The sequence below is a fragment of the Arthrobacter sp. C152 genome (assembly GCF_054890965.1).
Genome location: NZ_JBTZSU010000005.1, coordinates 29138 through 45070, shown reverse-complemented (window position 1 = coordinate 45070; position 15933 = coordinate 29138). Strand labels below are relative to the sequence as shown.

Genomic DNA, 15933 nt, shown 5'->3' with positions numbered 1-15933 from the left:
AGGCTGTCCCATGGCTGACATCTCCATCAAGGGCCTGCACAAGACCTACCCCGGCAGCACTGAGCTGGCCACGAACAACGTCTCCCTGGACGTGGCGGAGGGCGAGTTCATGGTGCTGCTGGGCCCGTCAGGCTGCGGGAAGACCACGCTCCTGCGCATGGTGGCCGGCCTGGACTTCCCGGACCAAGGGAGCATCTCCATCGGCGGCAGGGACGTGACCTACCTTCCGCCGCAGGACCGGAACCTGTCCATGGTGTTCCAGTCCTACGCCGTCTTCCCGCACCGGATGGTCCGGACCAACATCGCCTTCGGGCTGATGATGAAAAAGGTCCCCCGGGACGAGATCGAACGGAAGGTGCGGTGGGCGGCCGACCTCCTGCAGCTGAGCCCCTACCTGGACCGGTACCCGGCGCAGCTCTCGGGCGGCCAGCGGCAACGCGTCGCCGTGGCCCGCGCCATCGTCATGGACGCCGACGTGCTGCTCATGGATGAACCCCTGTCCAACCTCGATGCCCTCCTGCGCCTGGACTTCCGGGCCGAGCTGAAGAAGATCGTCCAGCAGCTGGGATCCACCACCCTGTACGTCACCCACGACCAAGTGGAGGCGATGAGCCTCTCCGACCGCGTGGCGGTGATGAAGAAGGGGCAGATCGCCCAGCTCGGCAATCCCATCACGGTCTACGAGGAACCGGCAGACCGGTTCGTTGGCGGGTTCATCGGCTCACCGCCGATGAACTTCCTGGACGGCCGGATCACCCAGCAGGGAGCGCTGGAAGTCGCGGGCCAGGACACCGCCGCCCCGGAATTCCTGGCCCGGGCGGCTGCTCGCACCGGCGGCAGCCCGGTAATGGTGGGCATCCGCGCGGAAAACATTGCCATCGCCGAGCGCGGCTCGGAAGGTTCCCTGGACGCGGTGGTGGAGGTGGTGGAGCCCCTCGGCCACGCCACGCTGCTGACGGTGGACCTGGGCGGCCAGACGGTCAAGGTGCAGGTCCCGTCCACGGTCCGGGTTTCCTCCGGAGACCAGGTGGGGCTGCGTTTCGACCCCGGTGCCCTGCGCTTCTTCGACACGGAGACGCAGCTGGGGCTGACGGCATGAACCCGGACGGGGACGCCTCGCCAATCCAGGACCTTACCGAAATGCGCCGCCGGGCCAGGGACGTCCTCGCCGCCAACGACCTCGGCACCATGGTCACAGCCGCGCCGAACCTGTACCCGCACATGTGGAGCTGGGACGCGGCCTTCGTTGCCACCGGCCTGTCGACCGTCAGCGTCGCCCGTGCCCTGCAGGAACTCGATTACCTGCTCGCCGCCCAATGGAAGAGCGGGATGATCCCGCACATCGTGTTCTCCGACGTCCCCGGCTATTTTCCGGACGTGGAGCGCTGGGGCACGCGCGGCGTGTCGCCCGAGGGCGTGGAGTCCAGCGGTATCTGCCAGCCGCCCGTGCACGCCACCATGCTGCGGCGGATCGTGGAACGGGCGACGGCGGCGGGCGGCGAAGACGCCCGGCTCGCCGAAGAGTTCCTCCGCCGGACGCTGCCGCAGTGGATCCGGTGGCATGCCTGGCTCCGGAGCAGCCGCGGCGGTGACGGGTCCGGCCTGCTGACGATTTACCACGGCTGGGAGTCCGGGATGGACAACTCGCCGCGTTTCGACGGCCCCTACTCCAGGGTCAAGCCGGGGGCGATGGAGCCGTTCGTGCGCACGGACACCCTCAAGGTCACGGACACCAGCCAGCGGCCCAGCGATGAGGAATACAGCCGGTACCTGTGGCTGGTGCAACAGATGGCGGACGTCCGCTTTGACGATGCCCGGCTGCCGGACGTGATGGCGTTCCAGGTCAAGGACGTCTTCATGTCGGCGATTTTCGCGGCGGCAAACGAGGACCTGGCGGTGCTGGCGGACCGCATCGGCCTGGGCGGTGACGCGGACCGGTTGCGCGAATGGGCCCGTGAGTTCCGGGACGGGGTGGACTCCACCGTTGACGAAGACACAGGGCTTGCACGGGACCGGGATGTGCTCACGGGGGAATGGATCGGGCTGCCCACCATGGCGGGCTTCGCGCCGCTCATCTCCACCGGCAGCGGGCCCCTGCTGCAGCGGCAGCTGGAGATCTTCGAGGGCCCGGACTGGACCGGGGATCCACGCCTTGCCTTCCCGCTTCCCGCCTCCACGTCCACCACCTACCACGGGTTGAAGCCCCGGCAGTACTGGCGCGGGCCGGTCTGGCCGGTCATGAACTGGTACCTGGCCAGCTGCCTGAAGCGGCGCGGCGACGGGAATCGGTACCGGCAGCTGCGCGAGGCCTCCCTGGCGCAGCTGATGGAAGGCCACTATGCGGAGTACTACGAGCCGTTCACCGGCGAGCCGCTGGGCAGCATGGACCAGTCCTGGACAGCGGCGGTAGCGCTGGAATGGCTTGCCGATCCGGAGGAAGGCTGACCGGATGGGTGGCCCGCCGCCCAAGCCTCCGCTGCGGCTCCTCGTCGCCGGTGCCGGGGCCAGGGGATCTGCCTACGCCCGCCTCGCCGCCGCCACCGGCAAAGCCGTCGTGGCCGGGATCGCCGAGCCGCGCCGGCACCTGCGTGAACGCCTGGCGGCCGAGCTCACGGTGCCGGACGGCGGGCTTTTCGAGGACTGGCAGGCGATGCTGGCTGCCGGCCCTGCCGCTGACGGCATCATCATCGCTACCCCGGACCGCCAGCACGACGGCCCGTTCGCGGCGGCCGCCGCCCGGGGCTACCCGATCCTCCTGGAGAAGCCCGCGGCGGTGACTCCCGGCGGCTGTGCCGAGCTCGCACGCCTGGCGCGTGCTTCCGGCGCCAGCGCCGTGGTCTGCCATGTCATGCGGTACGCGCCGCTGACGGTGCTGCTCCGGCAGCTCCTGTCCGCGGGAGCCGTGGGCCGGATCATCTCGGTCCAGCACCTGGAGCCCGTGGGGTTCTGGCATTTCGCGCATTCCTACGTCCGGGGGAACTGGCGCCGCGAGGACGAATCCAGCCCCTTCCTGCTGGCAAAATGCACGCACGACCTCGACTGGCTCTCGTACATCATCGGAAGCCGGCCGGTCCGGGTGTCCTCTTTTGGCCGACTGACGCATTTCCGGCCGGGCGAGGCGCCGGAGGGTGCGTCCTCGCGGTGTACCGACTGCCCGGTGGAGGCCGGGTGCCCATACTCGGCGCTCAGGATTTACGGTGCCGGCCGCCCCGAGGGGGACGCGGCCCCCGATCCCGCCAGGGCGTATTTCGCCGAGGTGGTGGACCCCGGCGGCGACCGCGGGTCACTGTGGCAGGCGCTGGCCACGGGTCCCTACGGCCGCTGCGTCTACTCCTCCGACAACGACGTGGTGGACCACCAGGTGGTGACCATCGAATACGGGGACGGGACAACAGCTGCCCTGACCGCCACCGCTTTCACCGCCGCCGGCCCGCGCCGGACCAGGATCTTCGGCAGCCACGGGGAGATCGCGGTCGAGGCGGGGACCGTTTCCGTGTACGACTTCCTGACCGGAACAACGTCCGTCCATCAGGCGCCTGTTGCCGGGCCAAGCGTTAAGGGGGAGAAGCATGAGGGCGGCGACCGTGGCCTTGTGGAGGCGTGGGTGGGGGCACTGGCCACGGGCGAGTGGTCCGGAATCGTCTCCGGCCTGGAGGAATCACTGGCCAGCCACGCGGTGGTCTTTGCCGCCGAGGAAGCCCGGCGGTCCGGGACCGTGGTTCCGGTGCGGCCGTTCAGTCCTCCCGGCTGACCGCGTCGATCGACACCACGGCCAGGAAGCCCCGGCCCAGGATTTCGGGGGAGCGCTCATCCGAACCGGCCACCGCGTCGTAGCGGGCCAGCTCCACGGCGTCCGTATCCGCGTCGCTGACCGTCGCCTGGCCCTGCAGCAGCACCCCCAGCTGCCCCTCGAAGACAGGGTGCGCGCGCTTTTTGGACAGTTCGATGATGGACGCGAAGCCCTTGAACGCTCCCGTGCGGGTGATGACGTTGAGGTTCCGGATATCGCCGGTGGGCAGCTTGGCCGAGGTGGCCGCCCCGCCGTCGAACCTGTACGGACGGTACCGCTCCACCGGCTGGTCCGCACCGTCCACGCTCAGCAGCAGCAGGTCCCCTTCCACGACGGTCACGACGCGCTCCATCCCCGGAAACGCCGAAAAGTCGCCTGCCTTGGTAACATCCGCGATGCTCACCCGCCAGTCCCAGCCGCCGTCCGCCGAAGCCTGCTGCGCGATTTCCCTGGTCACGCCGCCGCCGTTGCGCCACGGTTCGGCCTGGAGTTCTGCGAAGCGGATGATCTGCATCAGGCCAGCCTAGTTCCCCGCTCCGGACCGGCGTCGCAGGTTCGGCCCGGTCCCTGCTACTCTCCTGCGGGGGGTCAACGCGAAAACAGCCTGAAGGAGCCCGGGAATGTTCGTCAAAGTGTGTGGTCTCAGCACGCCCGAATCGGTCCGCGAAGCCATCGACGCCGGGGCTGATGCCGTGGGTTTCGTCCTCACCGCCAGCCCGCGCGTGGTCTCGCCGTCGCAGGCCGCGGCGCTGCTGGCCGAGGTACCCGCCGGAATCCTGCCGATCGGCGTCTTCCGTGACGAACCGGTGGCGGACGCCGTCGCCATTGCCCGTGCCGCGAACCTTGAGTGGATCCAGCTGCACGGCAAGCGGTCCCGCGCCGACGTTGAAACAGTGCACGACGCCGGCATGAAGCTGGTCAGGGCCGTCACCACGGGTGCCGGGCCGGAAGAGTTCGAAGACTGGGGCGAGGACCTGCTGCTGGTTGACGCGGCGGTGCCAGGCTCGGGGGAGTCCTGGGACTACGCGTCCATGGCGTCCCTTCCTGTGCTCCAGGGCCGGAAGTGGCTGCTCGCCGGCGGACTGGAGCCCGGGAACGTGGGGCACGCATCGGCAGCCTCGCACGCATGGGGCGTGGACGTGTCCTCCGGCGTGGAGGCCTCCCGCGGCGTCAAGGACCTGGCCAAGATCCGGGCCTTCGTGCAGGCCGCCAAGGCGGCCGCCACAGTCTAGGGGCACGCCCAGGGCTGGGTCAGGGGAGTCCCCCATCTTTTGGCCTGCGGACAGCTTTTGTCGGCGGCCCGGGGCAGAATGGCTGCATGAAGACAATCCTGAACGTCATCTGGCTGGTTTTCGGCGGCTTTTGGCTTGCCCTGGGCTATTTCCTCGCGGGCATCATCTGCTGCCTGCTGATCGTGACCATTCCGTGGGGCATCGCCTCGTTCCGGATTGCGGCATACACCCTGTGGCCCTTCGGCCGGATGGTGGTGGACAAGCCTGGCGGCAGTGGCGTGTTTTCGCTGCTGGGCAACGTGATCTGGCTCCTGGTCGCGGGCATCTGGATCGCCGTCGGGCATGTGCTGACGGCTTTCGCCATGGCGGCAACCATCATCGGCATCCCCCTGGCCATCGCCAACCTGAAGCTGATTCCGGTATCCCTGATGCCGCTGGGCAAGCAGATCGTGCCCACCAGCACCCCGTTCGCCAGCAACTACCCGGCCAGGACCTACCGCTAAGAGCCGGGACCTACCGCTGGGGGCGTTCCGGCCCCGCCGGCGGCCGGAACGCGCCGCCGCGCAGGATGGCCACGGAGTCGCTGTCATCCAGCTCCGCGGCGATATCCACATCTGCGGCGTACCCGCCGCCGGACAGCTCCCGGCCGCTGGAACAGTGGTGCAGCAGCTCCCGCAACCGCGGTTCCGACGCCTCGAACACCGCCAAGGCAGCCACCGCCTCGGGAGCGTACCCGTGCCTGCCGTCACCGGCTTCGTAGCCGCCCTTGCCCGCGGCCACCAGCCCGGCAATGAACGCCCCGGCACCGATCTGGTCTTCAACGGAGGGACGCAGCGAGCCGTCGGGCCACCGCTCTCCCGCGGCCACCACGGCCACCACCGCATCATCGGGAAGGTTCGCGGCCACCCAGTCCGCCGTGGCCGCCGCGTTGCGCAGGCACGCCGCGGCCACCAGCGGTACCTCGCCGGCCAGGGCGTGGCAGAGTTCCGCGCCGTTCGGGGACGGAAGGACCAGCCGCTCCAGCCCACCGGCGCCCCGGATGCTCGCCGGTGAGAGGCTGAGCCCGCCGCCGTCCCGCGGCCCGGCGAGTTGTGCGTGCTGGTGCGCGGCGAAGTCCTCGGCGCTGGTGTCCTTCCAGGGGTAGGGAAAGACCGTCGCGCCGCGGTCGAGGGCGACGCTCACGCAGGTGCCGAAGGACAGGACGTCCACCACCACGGCGATATCCGCCCCGGGTGCCACGGTCCGGGCGCCTTCCAGCCCCCAGTCCAGGCGGACCGCGAAGGGAAGTTGCCGGTGTGCGGCGTTCGCGGAATACGTGTGGCGCGGAGTGGACCGGGGTGCGTTCATGCCAGTTCGCCTTCCAGGTTGCGGTGTGCGGCGTCCTGCCAGAGTGCCTTGGCGCGCGGATGATGGAAGAGCGGGTCCAGGTCCAGCAGGTGGCGGACGACGGCGGCCCGGCCGGCAGCAAAATCAGCGTCGCCGATGTGTGCGTAGTCCTTCCGGACGGCGGCGACGTACCGGGCGTATTCGTCCGGTTCCCCGCCGAGGACGGAAAGGTCGGCGTCGCACAGGAGGGCGCCGTCGTCGTCGCCTGCCTCCGGCCGGTGGTCGGACGTGAGGCGGACGAGCCGCGCGACTTCAGCGACCTCCGCCTCCGCCAGGCCGCTTTCGGCCAGCCGTTGCTCCGCCAGCCGCGCCGATTCCTCTTCATCCTGGCCGGCGGCGCCGCGGTACACGGCGTCGTGGAACCATGCCGCCAGCAGCACGGTCCGCGGCGGCTCCCCGGGTTCGGTGAGGAGGTCCAGTGCCTCCAGGACGGCGAGCAGGTGGGTGCAGCCGTGATAGTGGCGGTGCGGTTCGCTCCACCGGTCCAGGAGGTCCAGGAACAAGGCATCGTGGCCGGGCATGATCTCCTCCCAGCGGTTAAGGAGGGGAGTCTTCAACGACTTGTTCCGCCGCCGGGCCGGAATCCGCAGCCCGCTGGCGATCAGCTTTCGGACCAGGACCCTGCCTTCCACGGCAATGGCCCCGGCCGCCACCAGGTCGCCAAGCCGGCGTTCCGGGACATCGTAATGGTCGCCGTCGAACGCCCGCCCAGGAATCCCGGCGGCGGCGGCGAAGGCGTGCAACTCCTCAAGGGAATGGTCCGAGACCATATGCGAAAAGTGCGTTCCGTGGGCAGGCCATAACGGCGGGTCGATGTAGATGGCCATGGAAGGAAGTCTAATGCTGCGCCCCGCCGGACCGGCTGGCGGCCCAGACCTTCCCGCCGCTCCTCGGATACGGTAACTTGGCGACCTTCAGACCGCATTTGCGGGTTAGAATCGCTGCATGGCCCTTATCCGCGTTTCCGAAGCCGCCCGCTTCCTGGGTGTCAGTGACGACACCGTCCGCCGCTGGACGGACAACGGCACCCTCACGCCGTTGCGGGACGACTCCGGCCGCCTTGCCGTGGACGGGCTGGAACTGGCATCGCACGCCCGGAAGCTCGCCCAGCTGCCGGAGGACCCGCAGCGCAGCGGCAGTTCCGCGCGGAACCGGTTTGTTGGCCTCGTCACCGAGGTCATTGCCGACAAGGTCATGGCGCAGGTGGAGCTGCAGTGCGGCCCCTTCCGCGTTGTCTCGCTGATGAGCAGCGAAGCGGTGCGCGAACTCGGCCTGGAGCCGGGCTCGGTGGCCACCGCCGTGGTCAAGGCGACAACCGTCATCATCGAATCCCCCAGGGGCCGGGCATGACCCCGCGGCCCTCCGCAGCCAGGCGGGCATTTCTTGCTGCCGTCATTGCCGCGGGCGTCCTGCTGCCGGCCATGCTGGCCGGATGTGCCCCGGCGGGCAGCATGGCGGGCGGGGACGGCGCCGCGAAGCCGTCCGGCACCATCACCGTCTTCGCGGCCGCATCGCTCAAGGCCCCTTTCACCGAACTCGCGCACACTTTCGAAGCGGACCACCCGGGAACCAGCGTCACCTTGAGTTTCGCGGGGTCCTCGGACCTGGTGAGCCAGATCAGCCAGGGTGCCCCGGCGGACGTCTTTGCGTCGGCGGACACCGCCAACATGCAGAAACTGCAGGATGCGGGCCTGGTTGGCGGGACGCCACGGAACTTCGCCTCCAACACCCTGGCCATCGCGGTGCCACCGGGCAACCCTGCGGGCATTGCGTCGCTGCAGGACCTGGCCCGGCCCGGCGTCCGGCTGGTCACCTGCGCCAGGCAGGTCCCGTGCGGGGCCGCAGCGGCAAAGGTGGCGGCAGCGGCCGGGATCAAGCTCAGCCCGGTGAGCGAGGAAAACGCGGTCACCGACGTCCTGGGCAAGGTCACCTCCGCCGAAGCCGACGCAGGCCTGGTCTACGCCACGGACATCCAGGGGGCGGGAGCCAAGGTCATGGGAATCGAGTTTCCCGAATCGCAGGGTGCCGTCAACACCTATCCCATCGCCGCCACCGCCGCGGGCCGGAACAAGGCAGCCGCGCAGGCCTTCCTGGACCTGGTGGCCGGCGCGGAAGGCCAAAAAGTCATGGCGGCGGCCGGATTCGGCCCCGGCAGCCAGTAGCTTTGGTCACAGCAGCGGACACGGAAGGAAAGCGCATGGCCCACGCAGAGAACAGCATCACCATCAACCGCCCGGCCCGGGAGGTGTACGACTTCCTCGCTGACGGGCTGAACAACACAGCCTGGCGGCAGGGCGTCCAGTCCATCTCGCTGAAGGAGGGCACAGCAGGGGAGCCCGGAGCCGTCTACAGCCAGGTCCTGACCGGACCCAAAGGGCGTCCGCTGCAGGGCGACTACCGGATCACGGAAGCCCAACCTGGACGGCTGCTGGCTTTCGAGGTCGTCGCCGGCCCCGCACGGCCTACCGGCACCTACACGCTGTCGGAGGCCGGCGGCGGAACCACCGTGAACTTCAGCCTGGACCTGAAGCTGCCGGTGCTGATGCGCGTTCTGGATTCGCTGGTCACCAGGACCATGGAGTCGGAAGTGGCCCAGCTGTCCACGCTCAGGCAGGTCCTCGAGAGCCGCTGAATCGCGGGAAGAACAACGCGCCGGCGGCGCTGAACAGGAAAGGCTCCAGGTGGGTCGGCAGGCGTATACCGGAATTCCAGGCTGGGTCCGGTCGGTGGCGGTGGTTGCCGCCGTCGTGGTGGTCCTGCCGCTGCTGGCCATGGTGCTGCGGGTGGACTGGGCGCATTTCGTGCCGCTGGTGACCTCCGAATCCGCACTGACGGCCCTCGGGCTGAGCCTGAAGACCTCGGCTGCCAGCACGGTCCTGTGCGTGGTCCTTGGCGTCCCGCTGGCGCTGGTCCTCGCACGGGATACCTTCCGGCTGCAGGGCCTGCTGCGCTCCCTCGTGCTCCTGCCACTGGTGCTTCCCCCGGTGGTGGGCGGCATCGCGCTGCTCTACACCTTTGGCCGGCAGGGGCTGCTGGGGCGGAGCCTGGATCTGCTCGGCCTGCAGATTGCCTTCTCCACCTCGGCGGTGGTGCTGGCACAGACCTTTGTTGCACTGCCGTTCCTGGTGGTGAGCCTGGAAGGCGCGCTGCGGACCTCGGGATCGCGGTTTGAGGCGGTGGCGGCCACCCTGGGTGCCAGGCCCGGCACCGTGTTCCGGCGCGTCACGCTTCCGCTCGTCCTCCCGGGCCTGGCCTCGGGCGCGGTCCTCTCCTTCGCCCGAAGCCTGGGCGAGTTCGGTGCCACGCTGACCTTCGCCGGCAGCCTGGAAGGGGTGACCCGGACCCTGCCGCTGGAAATCTACCTGCAGCGGGAAACGGACCCGGACGCCGCCGTCGCCCTGTCCCTGGTGCTCGTGGCCGTCGCCGTGGCGGTGGTTGCCCTGGCCTACCGCCGTCCCGCCGCGGCCCGCGCCGGCTCACGGCAACAGACGACGACGGCGGGCCCGGCAGGAGGGGACGCCACGTGACGCTGTCCTACCAGGCAGTCGTGGCCGGCCGGGCTTTCGACGTGGCACTGACGGTGCGGCCGGGGGAAACCGTGGCGGTCATGGGGCCCAACGGCGCGGGCAAGTCCACCCTGCTGTCCACCATCGCGGGCCTGCTGCGGCCGGACAGTGGACGGGCGAAACTCAACGGCAGGGCCCTGTTCGACCTGCCCGGCGCGGCCACCCCCGGCAGGCATGCCTGGACGCCCCCGCACCAGCGCGGCACCGCCTTGCTGGCGCAGGAGCCGTTGCTGTTCCCGCACCTGACCGCGCTGGACAACGTGGCTTTCGGACCCCGCAGCGCCGGTGCCCGCAAGGCTGCCGCGAAGGACGTTTCCCTGCACTGGCTGGCGGAAGTGGACGCCGCGGACCTCGCCGCACGCCGCCCCGCCGAACTCTCCGGCGGCCAGGCCCAGCGCGTGGCCGTGGCCCGGGCGCTCGCGGCCGATCCCGCGCTCCTCCTGCTGGACGAACCCCTGGCCGCCCTGGACATACACTCATCCCCGCTGCTGCGCCGCCTGTTCAAGCGGGTCCTCCGCGGGCGGCAGGCCATCATCGTCACCCACGACGTGCTGGACGCGCTGATGCTCGCCGACAGGGTGCTCATCCTGGAAGGAGGGAGGGTCGCCGAGGAGGGACCCACCCGGGAGGTGCTGGGCCGTCCCCGCAGCCGGTTCGCCGCCGGGCTTGCCGGGCTGAATTTCGTTCCGGGTGTCCTGGACGCCACCGGGGTGCGGACCGCCGAGGGCGTGGAGGTAGCCGGCCACGCCGAGGAACCCGGCCCGCTGCCCGGGGCGGGCGGCCCCGGCGTGGCCGTGTTCCCGCCGTCGGCCGTTTCCGTCTTCCTGGACGACGCGCACGGAAGTCCCCGCAATTCCTTCCCGGTGACCATCACGGACCTTGAACCGCACGGCGACCAGGTCCGGGTCCGGGCGGGCGGCCTAGCGGCGGACATCACCCCCGCCGCCTCCGCGGACCTTGCCCTGGCCCCGGGCATGACCGTGCACTTCGTGGTCAAGGCTGCCGCCGTTTCGGTGTACGGAACGTAGCGGCCTGCGGACGCGGCGGGCGCCGGGCGCCGGGCAGGAATCCGGGCGGGACTTCCGGCTCTGGACAGCCGTTTCGCCGTGGGCAAACATGGCTTAGAAACCTCGTCCTGCAAAGTTGAGCGTAGTACACTCAACTTAGTCAACCGGCCCCCGAAAGGAGCTCTCTTTGGACGTCAAATTCACCACCAAGAGCCAGGAGGCTCTTTCCGCCGCGGCAATGAACGCCTCCACGGCCGGCAACCCCCAGGTGGAACCTGCCCATATCCTCAAGGCGCTGATGGACCAGCGGGAGGGCGTCGCCGTCGCACTGCTGCGCGCCACCGGGGCCGACCCCGACTCGGTCAGCGTCCAGGCCAGCACCGCCATCAAGGCCCTGCCCGCCACATCCGGCGGCTCCAGCCAGCAGGCGCAGCTGTCCCGCCCTGCCCTGCAGGCCATCCAGAACGCGAAGGAGGAAGCGGACTGGCTCGGCGACACGTTCGTGTCCACCGAAGTCCTGCTCCTGGGGCTCTCTGCCGCCAGCGACGCCACCGGCCGGCTGCTGCGCGATGCCGGCGCATCCCGCGAAGCGCTCCTGGCCGCCCTGCCCGGCGTCCGCGGCGACCGGAAGGTGGACAGCCCGGACCCCGAAAACACCTTCCAGGCACTGGAGAAGTACGGCACGGACCTCACCGCCATGGCCCGGTCCGGCAAGCTCGACCCCGTGATCGGCCGCGACTCCGAAATCCGCCGTGTGGTCCAGGTCCTGTCCCGCCGCACCAAGAACAACCCGGTGCTCATCGGCGAACCCGGCGTGGGCAAGACCGCGGTCGTGGAAGGGCTCGCGCAGCGCATGGTGGCCGGCGACGTCCCGGAAAGCCTGCGCGGCAAGACCCTGATCTCCCTGGACCTCGGCTCCATGGTTGCCGGGGCCAAGTACCGCGGCGAGTTCGAGGAACGGCTGAAGGCCGTCCTGGAGGAGATCAAGGGTTCCGAAGGCCAGATCGTCACCTTCATCGACGAAATCCACACCGTGGTGGGGGCCGGCGCCACCGGGGATTCCTCCATGGATGCCGGCAACATGCTCAAGCCCATGCTGGCCCGCGGCGAGCTGCGCCTGATCGGCGCCACCACCCTGGACGAGTACCGCGAGAACATCGAAAAGGACGCCGCCCTGGAACGCCGCTTCCAGCAGGTCTACGTCGGCGAGCCCAGCGTGGAGGACACCATCGGCATCCTGCGCGGCCTCAAGGAACGCTACGAGGCGCACCACAAGGTGTCCATCGCGGACTCCGCCCTGGTGGCTGCCGCCACCCTGTCCAACCGGTATATTTCCGGGCGCCAGCTGCCGGACAAGGCCATCGACCTCGTCGACGAGGCGGCGTCGAGGCTCCGCATGGAGATCGACTCCGCCCCGGAGGAGATCGACCAGCTGCGCCGCCAGGTGGACCGGCTCACCATGGAGGAACTGGCCCTGACCGGAGAATCCGACCCCGCCTCCGTAGAGCGGCTCGCGGCGCTGCGGGCCGACAAGGCGGACAAGGAAGAGGAACTCTCGGCACTGAACGCCCGGTGGGAGGCCGAAAAGGCCGGGCTCAACCGGGTGGGCGACCTGAAAGCGAAGCTGGACGAGCTGCGCTCCGCCGCTGACAAGGCCCAGCGCGAGGGCGACCTGGAGACCGCCTCGCGGATCCTTTACGGGGAAATTCCCGCGCTTGAGCGCGAGCTGAACGCCGCTGCCGAAGCGGAGGCGGCCGTGGTGGACAAGCCCGCCCAGATGGTGGCCGAGGAAGTCACGGCGGAGGACATCGCCGAGGTCATCTCCGCCTGGACCGGCATCCCGGCCGGGCGCATGCTGCAGGGTGAAAGCCAGAAACTGCTGCACATGGAGGAGGAGCTGGGCAGGCGCCTGATCGGCCAGTCCAAGGCCGTCGCGGCCGTCTCCGACGCTGTGCGCCGCGCCCGGGCAGGCATCAGCGACCCCAACCGGCCCACCGGTTCCTTCCTGTTCCTGGGCCCCACCGGCGTCGGCAAGACCGAGCTGGCCAAGGCGCTGGCGGACTTCCTGTTCGACGACGAACGCGCCATGGTGCGCATCGACATGTCCGAATACGGTGAGAAGCACTCCGTGGCCCGGCTGGTCGGTGCCCCTCCGGGCTACGTCGGCTACGAGGAAGGCGGCCAGCTGACCGAGGCCGTCCGCCGGCGCCCCTACTCCGTGGTGCTCCTGGACGAGGTGGAGAAGGCGCACCCCGAGGTCTTCGACATCCTCCTGCAGGTGCTCGACGACGGCCGGCTCACCGACGGGCAGGGCCGCACCGTGGACTTCCGCAACGTGATCCTGGTCCTCACCTCCAACCTCGGCAGCCAGTTCCTGGTGGACCAGACCCTGGACGCGGAGGCCAAGCGCAACGCCGTCATGGCCACCGTCAACGCATCCTTCAAGCCCGAGTTCCTCAACCGGCTGGACGAGGTGGTGCTGTTCGATGCCCTGTCCATGGAGGAACTGGGGCACATCGTGGAGCTGCACGTGGCCGAGCTGGGCCGGCGGCTGCACGACCGGCGCCTCACCCTGGACGTCACGGACGGCGCCAAGGCGTGGCTGGCCCTCTCCGGCTACGACCCCGCGTACGGTGCGCGGCCGCTGCGACGCCTGGTGCAGCGCGAGATCGGCGACCGGCTGGCCAAGGGCATCCTGGCGGGAGACATCAGCGACGGCGACACGGTCCTGGTTGATACCGCGGCGGACCTGGACGAGCTCACGAAGGGCAATGTCGACGCCCTGACAGGGGCACCCACGTCCGGCCTGTCGGTGCGGCGGAAGGACTAGTGCCCTTCTGCAGCGGAGCCAGTGCGGGCGTGCTGCCCCGGCGGGCGGACCTCAGGGCAGCACGCTGGCGCTGATGACGTTGCCGCCGTCGGCGGTGACGTAGCAGTCCACCCGGCGGTCACCCGACTCCCAACTGGTGCTGCTGGGGAAACTGCGCTGGAAGTTGAGCTGGAACTGGTTGGCGGCAGGGCCGAGTTTTGCCGCCTGGCATGCCTCCAGCGCTTTGGCCTTCAAGGCTTCCGCTCCGGGGTACCTTGCGTCCGCCGGGTAGTGGAACACCGCCACCAGCTGCGCCGAGTGCCCAGCATCGCACGCCACCAGGGTAGACGTCAGCGCCTCAGGGTCGAAGTCCTTGAAGCAGTCACCCACCGCGTACTGTGCGGGAACCACGCCGTCCCGTGGCAGGGGCAGGGGAGTGGCGGCCGGCGTGGCGGACGTCTGCAGCACGCCGGGCGCCTCGGACCCCGCTGTGTCCCGGCCGGCGCCGGAGTTCAGCCACAGGGCCAGCCACACCAGCCCGGCAACAACGGCCAGGATGACGACGGCGAACAGCACCTTCCAGAGCGCCGGCCCTTTGTTCGACGGCTGCTGCCCAGGGTTCGAGGGCGGCCCGGGGTCGGGGTGCGGCTGGGACCAGGTGACCGACGCCGGAGCGGGCACCGGACCGTCGCCGGCGCCATGGACCCGGGGCATGCCTCCGGTGGGCGGGGATGCGGGCTTGGGCGGGATGTCCTGGTGGTTCACTGGTGTGGATCTCCTGGGTTTCTTTCCGCGGCTCGCCGGGAAGCCGGCCGAAATCGGCAGTTCTTAAGTGACTCTATCGAAGAAAAAAGCCGGAATCCCGCGGATGGAGGTGCGTCATGGTACCCCACGGCAGCGTCCGCGCCCCCTGCCGGCAAGCGTGGCCCGCCGAAAGCATGTAATCTAGGTGTACGACAAATTGACCAATCATTCCGGGGCCTCACCATCGCCAAGGTGACCACCTCCGGTCCAAGTACAAAAGGGGGTCACGCCATGGGGCGCGGCCGTCAAAAGGCAAAAGCTACCAAGCAGGCTCGGGATATCAAGTACTACTCCCCGAACACTGACTACTCGGCCCTTCAGCGTGAGCTGACAGGCCCCAGCAGTCGTTCGACGAGCCATTACTCGAATGAACCGGTTGAACCGGACTATTCGGCTTACGTGGACAAGTACGCGGATGATTTGGATGACGATGACGACGAGGTAGACCACCGTCGCATCGGTTAGTTGTTGTCGCAGGCTGTGCCCGCCGCTTCGAGCCGGGCGCCCGGTGTTGAACGCTGGTAGCCTGACCGGATGACTTTCCGTACCAAGTACGCCAACGGTGAGCCCTGCTGGGCTGACCTGCAGGCTCCGGATGTTGCCGCCGCGAAAGACTTTTATGCGCGGCTCTTCGGCTGGACGTACCAGGACTTCCCCACACCGGACGGCCGCAGCTACGCGCAGGCCTTCGTTGGTGACCGGCTGGTTGCCACCATCGCGCCCCAGGGCCCGCTGCTGCCGGCCGGGACCCCTGCCCGGTGGAACGTCTACTTCGCTGCCGCGGACGCCGCCGCCGTGCTGGAGGATGCGGCCCATGCGGGCGGTGACGTCCAGTTCGGTCCGGAGCAGGTGGGCGACACCGGCGTGCTGGCCTTCATCGCCCCGCCCGGCGGCGGGACCACCGGCATCTGGCAGCCAGGAACCCACCGCGGAAGCCAGCTCTTCAACGAACCCGGTGCGCTGGCATGGGCCGAACTCCTGACACCCGAGCCGCAGGCCGCCGTCGGGTTCTTCCAGCAACTCTTCGGCCACCAGGTCACCGAGTACCCGCAGGACGACGGCGGCAGCTACAGCACGCTGCTGGTCGACGGCGGCGAGGTGGCCGGCGTCGTTCCTGCCGATGCGGAAGACGAGCCCGGCTGGCAGATCTACTTCGGGGTGGCCGATGTCCGCCGCGCGGCCGACGCCGCTGCCGAGGGTGGAGGGGAGATCGTCGTGGCGCCGGAGGAGCGCCCGGCCGATGGCTCACTGGCCACCATCCGGGACCCGCAGGGCGGCGTGCTCAGCCTCATCCAGGTCGCTTAAACGCCGTGGGCCCCCGCCGTCCGGCGGGGACCCA

The 15933-nt window shown here is 69.6% G+C and carries 17 protein-coding genes; 13 read left to right on the top strand and 4 right to left on the bottom strand.

The window, feature by feature from the left end; all coding sequences use genetic code 11:
- Nucleotides 1-10: 10 nt before the first annotated feature.
- Genes ACYSM9_RS04980 through ACYSM9_RS04970 form a run of 3 tightly spaced genes read left to right on the top strand, consistent with a single transcriptional unit; the run spans nucleotide 11 to nucleotide 3751 of the window.
- A complete protein-coding gene (locus tag ACYSM9_RS04980; RefSeq protein ID WP_461855901.1) occupies nucleotides 11-1099 on the top strand; it encodes an ABC transporter ATP-binding protein in 1089 nt (362 codons plus the stop codon).
- The gene (ggh, locus tag ACYSM9_RS04975) at nucleotides 1096-2445 is read left to right on the top strand and encodes a glucosylglycerate hydrolase (protein WP_461855900.1); all 1350 of its coding nucleotides are present in this window, start codon (nucleotides 1096-1098) and stop codon (nucleotides 2443-2445) included. The genes ACYSM9_RS04980 and ggh overlap by 4 nt, the downstream gene beginning before the upstream one ends.
- Nucleotides 2446-2449: 4 nt before the next feature.
- On the top strand, nucleotides 2450-3751 hold the full coding sequence (locus ACYSM9_RS04970) for a Gfo/Idh/MocA family protein (protein ID WP_461855899.1): 1302 nt from the start codon (nucleotides 2450-2452) through the stop codon (nucleotides 3749-3751).
- Here ACYSM9_RS04970 and ACYSM9_RS04965 read toward each other — a convergent pair.
- Nucleotides 3735-4304, bottom strand: coding sequence for a HutD/Ves family protein (locus tag ACYSM9_RS04965; protein WP_461855898.1), 570 nt, complete (start codon nucleotides 4302-4304; stop codon nucleotides 3735-3737). The genes ACYSM9_RS04970 and ACYSM9_RS04965 overlap by 17 nt on opposite strands.
- Nucleotides 4305-4410: 106 nt before the next feature.
- On the opposite strand from ACYSM9_RS04965, the gene ACYSM9_RS04960 reads away from it, so the two are divergent.
- The gene (locus tag ACYSM9_RS04960; protein ID WP_461855897.1) at nucleotides 4411-5022 is read left to right on the top strand and encodes a phosphoribosylanthranilate isomerase; all 612 of its coding nucleotides are present in this window, start codon (nucleotides 4411-4413) and stop codon (nucleotides 5020-5022) included.
- A gap of 86 nt (nucleotides 5023-5108) precedes the next feature.
- Nucleotides 5109-5525 carry a YccF domain-containing protein gene (locus tag ACYSM9_RS04955; protein WP_461855896.1) on the top strand — a complete coding sequence of 139 codons (417 nt, stop codon included), beginning with the start codon at nucleotides 5109-5111 and terminating at the stop codon, nucleotides 5523-5525.
- Nucleotides 5526-5535: 10 nt separating this feature from the next.
- Here the strand turns inward: ACYSM9_RS04955 and ACYSM9_RS04950 are convergent, their stop codons facing one another.
- Together ACYSM9_RS04950 and ACYSM9_RS04945 are read right to left on the bottom strand one after the other, a co-directional pair.
- A complete protein-coding gene (locus ACYSM9_RS04950; RefSeq protein ID WP_461855895.1) occupies nucleotides 5536-6369 on the bottom strand; it encodes a 2-phosphosulfolactate phosphatase in 834 nt (277 codons plus the stop codon).
- Entirely contained in the window at nucleotides 6366-7235 is an 870-nt protein-coding gene (locus ACYSM9_RS04945) for a DUF4031 domain-containing protein (protein ID WP_461855894.1), read from the bottom strand. Before ACYSM9_RS04945 ends, ACYSM9_RS04950 begins: the two co-directional genes overlap by 4 nt.
- Before the next feature lie 118 nt (nucleotides 7236-7353).
- On the opposite strand from ACYSM9_RS04945, the gene ACYSM9_RS04940 reads away from it, so the two are divergent.
- The 6 genes from ACYSM9_RS04940 (at nucleotide 7354) to clpB (ending at nucleotide 13811) form a co-directional block, all read left to right on the top strand.
- Nucleotides 7354-7758, top strand: a complete 405-nt coding sequence (locus ACYSM9_RS04940) for a TOBE domain-containing protein (protein ID WP_461855893.1) — start codon at nucleotides 7354-7356, stop codon at nucleotides 7756-7758.
- Nucleotides 7755-8570, top strand: a complete 816-nt coding sequence (modA, locus tag ACYSM9_RS04935; RefSeq protein WP_461855892.1) for a molybdate ABC transporter substrate-binding protein — start codon at nucleotides 7755-7757, stop codon at nucleotides 8568-8570. The genes ACYSM9_RS04940 and modA overlap by 4 nt, the downstream gene beginning before the upstream one ends.
- A 35-nt stretch (nucleotides 8571-8605) precedes the next feature.
- Entirely contained in the window at nucleotides 8606-9040 is a 435-nt protein-coding gene (locus ACYSM9_RS04930) for an SRPBCC family protein (protein WP_461855891.1), read from the top strand.
- A 49-nt stretch (nucleotides 9041-9089) separates the two neighbouring features.
- On the top strand, nucleotides 9090-9935 hold the full coding sequence (locus ACYSM9_RS04925; protein WP_461855890.1) for an ABC transporter permease: 846 nt from the start codon (nucleotides 9090-9092) through the stop codon (nucleotides 9933-9935).
- Nucleotides 9932-11002 carry a sulfate/molybdate ABC transporter ATP-binding protein gene (locus ACYSM9_RS04920; RefSeq protein ID WP_461855889.1) on the top strand — a complete coding sequence of 357 codons (1071 nt, stop codon included), beginning with the start codon at nucleotides 9932-9934 and terminating at the stop codon, nucleotides 11000-11002. The genes ACYSM9_RS04925 and ACYSM9_RS04920 overlap by 4 nt, the downstream gene beginning before the upstream one ends.
- Before the next feature lie 166 nt (nucleotides 11003-11168).
- On the top strand, nucleotides 11169-13811 hold the full coding sequence (gene clpB / locus ACYSM9_RS04915; protein ID WP_461855888.1) for an ATP-dependent chaperone ClpB: 2643 nt from the start codon (nucleotides 11169-11171) through the stop codon (nucleotides 13809-13811).
- Nucleotides 13812-13862: 51 nt separating this feature from the next.
- Here the strand turns inward: clpB and ACYSM9_RS04910 are convergent, their stop codons facing one another.
- Entirely contained in the window at nucleotides 13863-14555 is a 693-nt protein-coding gene (locus ACYSM9_RS04910; protein WP_461855887.1) for a septum formation family protein, read from the bottom strand.
- 270 nt (nucleotides 14556-14825) lie between these two features.
- On the opposite strand from ACYSM9_RS04910, the gene ACYSM9_RS04905 reads away from it, so the two are divergent.
- Entirely contained in the window at nucleotides 14826-15059 is a 234-nt protein-coding gene (locus tag ACYSM9_RS04905; protein ID WP_461855886.1) for a DUF3073 domain-containing protein, read from the top strand.
- Nucleotides 15060-15128: 69 nt separating this feature from the next.
- Nucleotides 15129-15899: a VOC family protein gene (locus ACYSM9_RS04900; RefSeq protein WP_461855885.1), complete on the top strand. Its 771-nt coding sequence runs from the start codon at nucleotides 15129-15131 to the stop codon at nucleotides 15897-15899.
- Nucleotides 15900-15933: the final 34 nt, after the last annotated feature.

Bases quoted from the DNA above. Each gene is read 5' to 3' on its own strand.
- ACYSM9_RS04980 (WP_461855901.1), top strand. From the start codon at position 11: ATGGCTGACATCTCCATCAAGGGCCTGCACAAGACCTACCCCGGCAGC.
- ggh (WP_461855900.1), top strand. From the start codon at position 1,096: ATGAACCCGGACGGGGACGCCTCGCCAATCCAGGACCTTACCGAAATG.
- ACYSM9_RS04970 (WP_461855899.1), top strand. From the start codon at position 2,450: ATGGGTGGCCCGCCGCCCAAGCCTCCGCTGCGGCTCCTCGTCGCCGGT.
- ACYSM9_RS04965 (WP_461855898.1), bottom strand. From the start codon at position 4,304: ATGCAGATCATCCGCTTCGCAGAACTCCAGGCCGAACCGTGGCGCAAC.
- ACYSM9_RS04960 (WP_461855897.1), top strand. From the start codon at position 4,411: ATGTTCGTCAAAGTGTGTGGTCTCAGCACGCCCGAATCGGTCCGCGAA.
- ACYSM9_RS04955 (WP_461855896.1), top strand. From the start codon at position 5,109: ATGAAGACAATCCTGAACGTCATCTGGCTGGTTTTCGGCGGCTTTTGG.
- ACYSM9_RS04950 (WP_461855895.1), bottom strand. From the start codon at position 6,369: ATGAACGCACCCCGGTCCACTCCGCGCCACACGTATTCCGCGAACGCC.
- ACYSM9_RS04945 (WP_461855894.1), bottom strand. From the start codon at position 7,235: ATGGCCATCTACATCGACCCGCCGTTATGGCCTGCCCACGGAACGCAC.
- ACYSM9_RS04940 (WP_461855893.1), top strand. From the start codon at position 7,354: ATGGCCCTTATCCGCGTTTCCGAAGCCGCCCGCTTCCTGGGTGTCAGT.
- modA (WP_461855892.1), top strand. From the start codon at position 7,755: ATGACCCCGCGGCCCTCCGCAGCCAGGCGGGCATTTCTTGCTGCCGTC.
- ACYSM9_RS04930 (WP_461855891.1), top strand. From the start codon at position 8,606: ATGGCCCACGCAGAGAACAGCATCACCATCAACCGCCCGGCCCGGGAG.
- ACYSM9_RS04905 (WP_461855886.1), top strand. From the start codon at position 14,826: ATGGGGCGCGGCCGTCAAAAGGCAAAAGCTACCAAGCAGGCTCGGGAT.
- ACYSM9_RS04900 (WP_461855885.1), top strand. From the start codon at position 15,129: ATGACTTTCCGTACCAAGTACGCCAACGGTGAGCCCTGCTGGGCTGAC.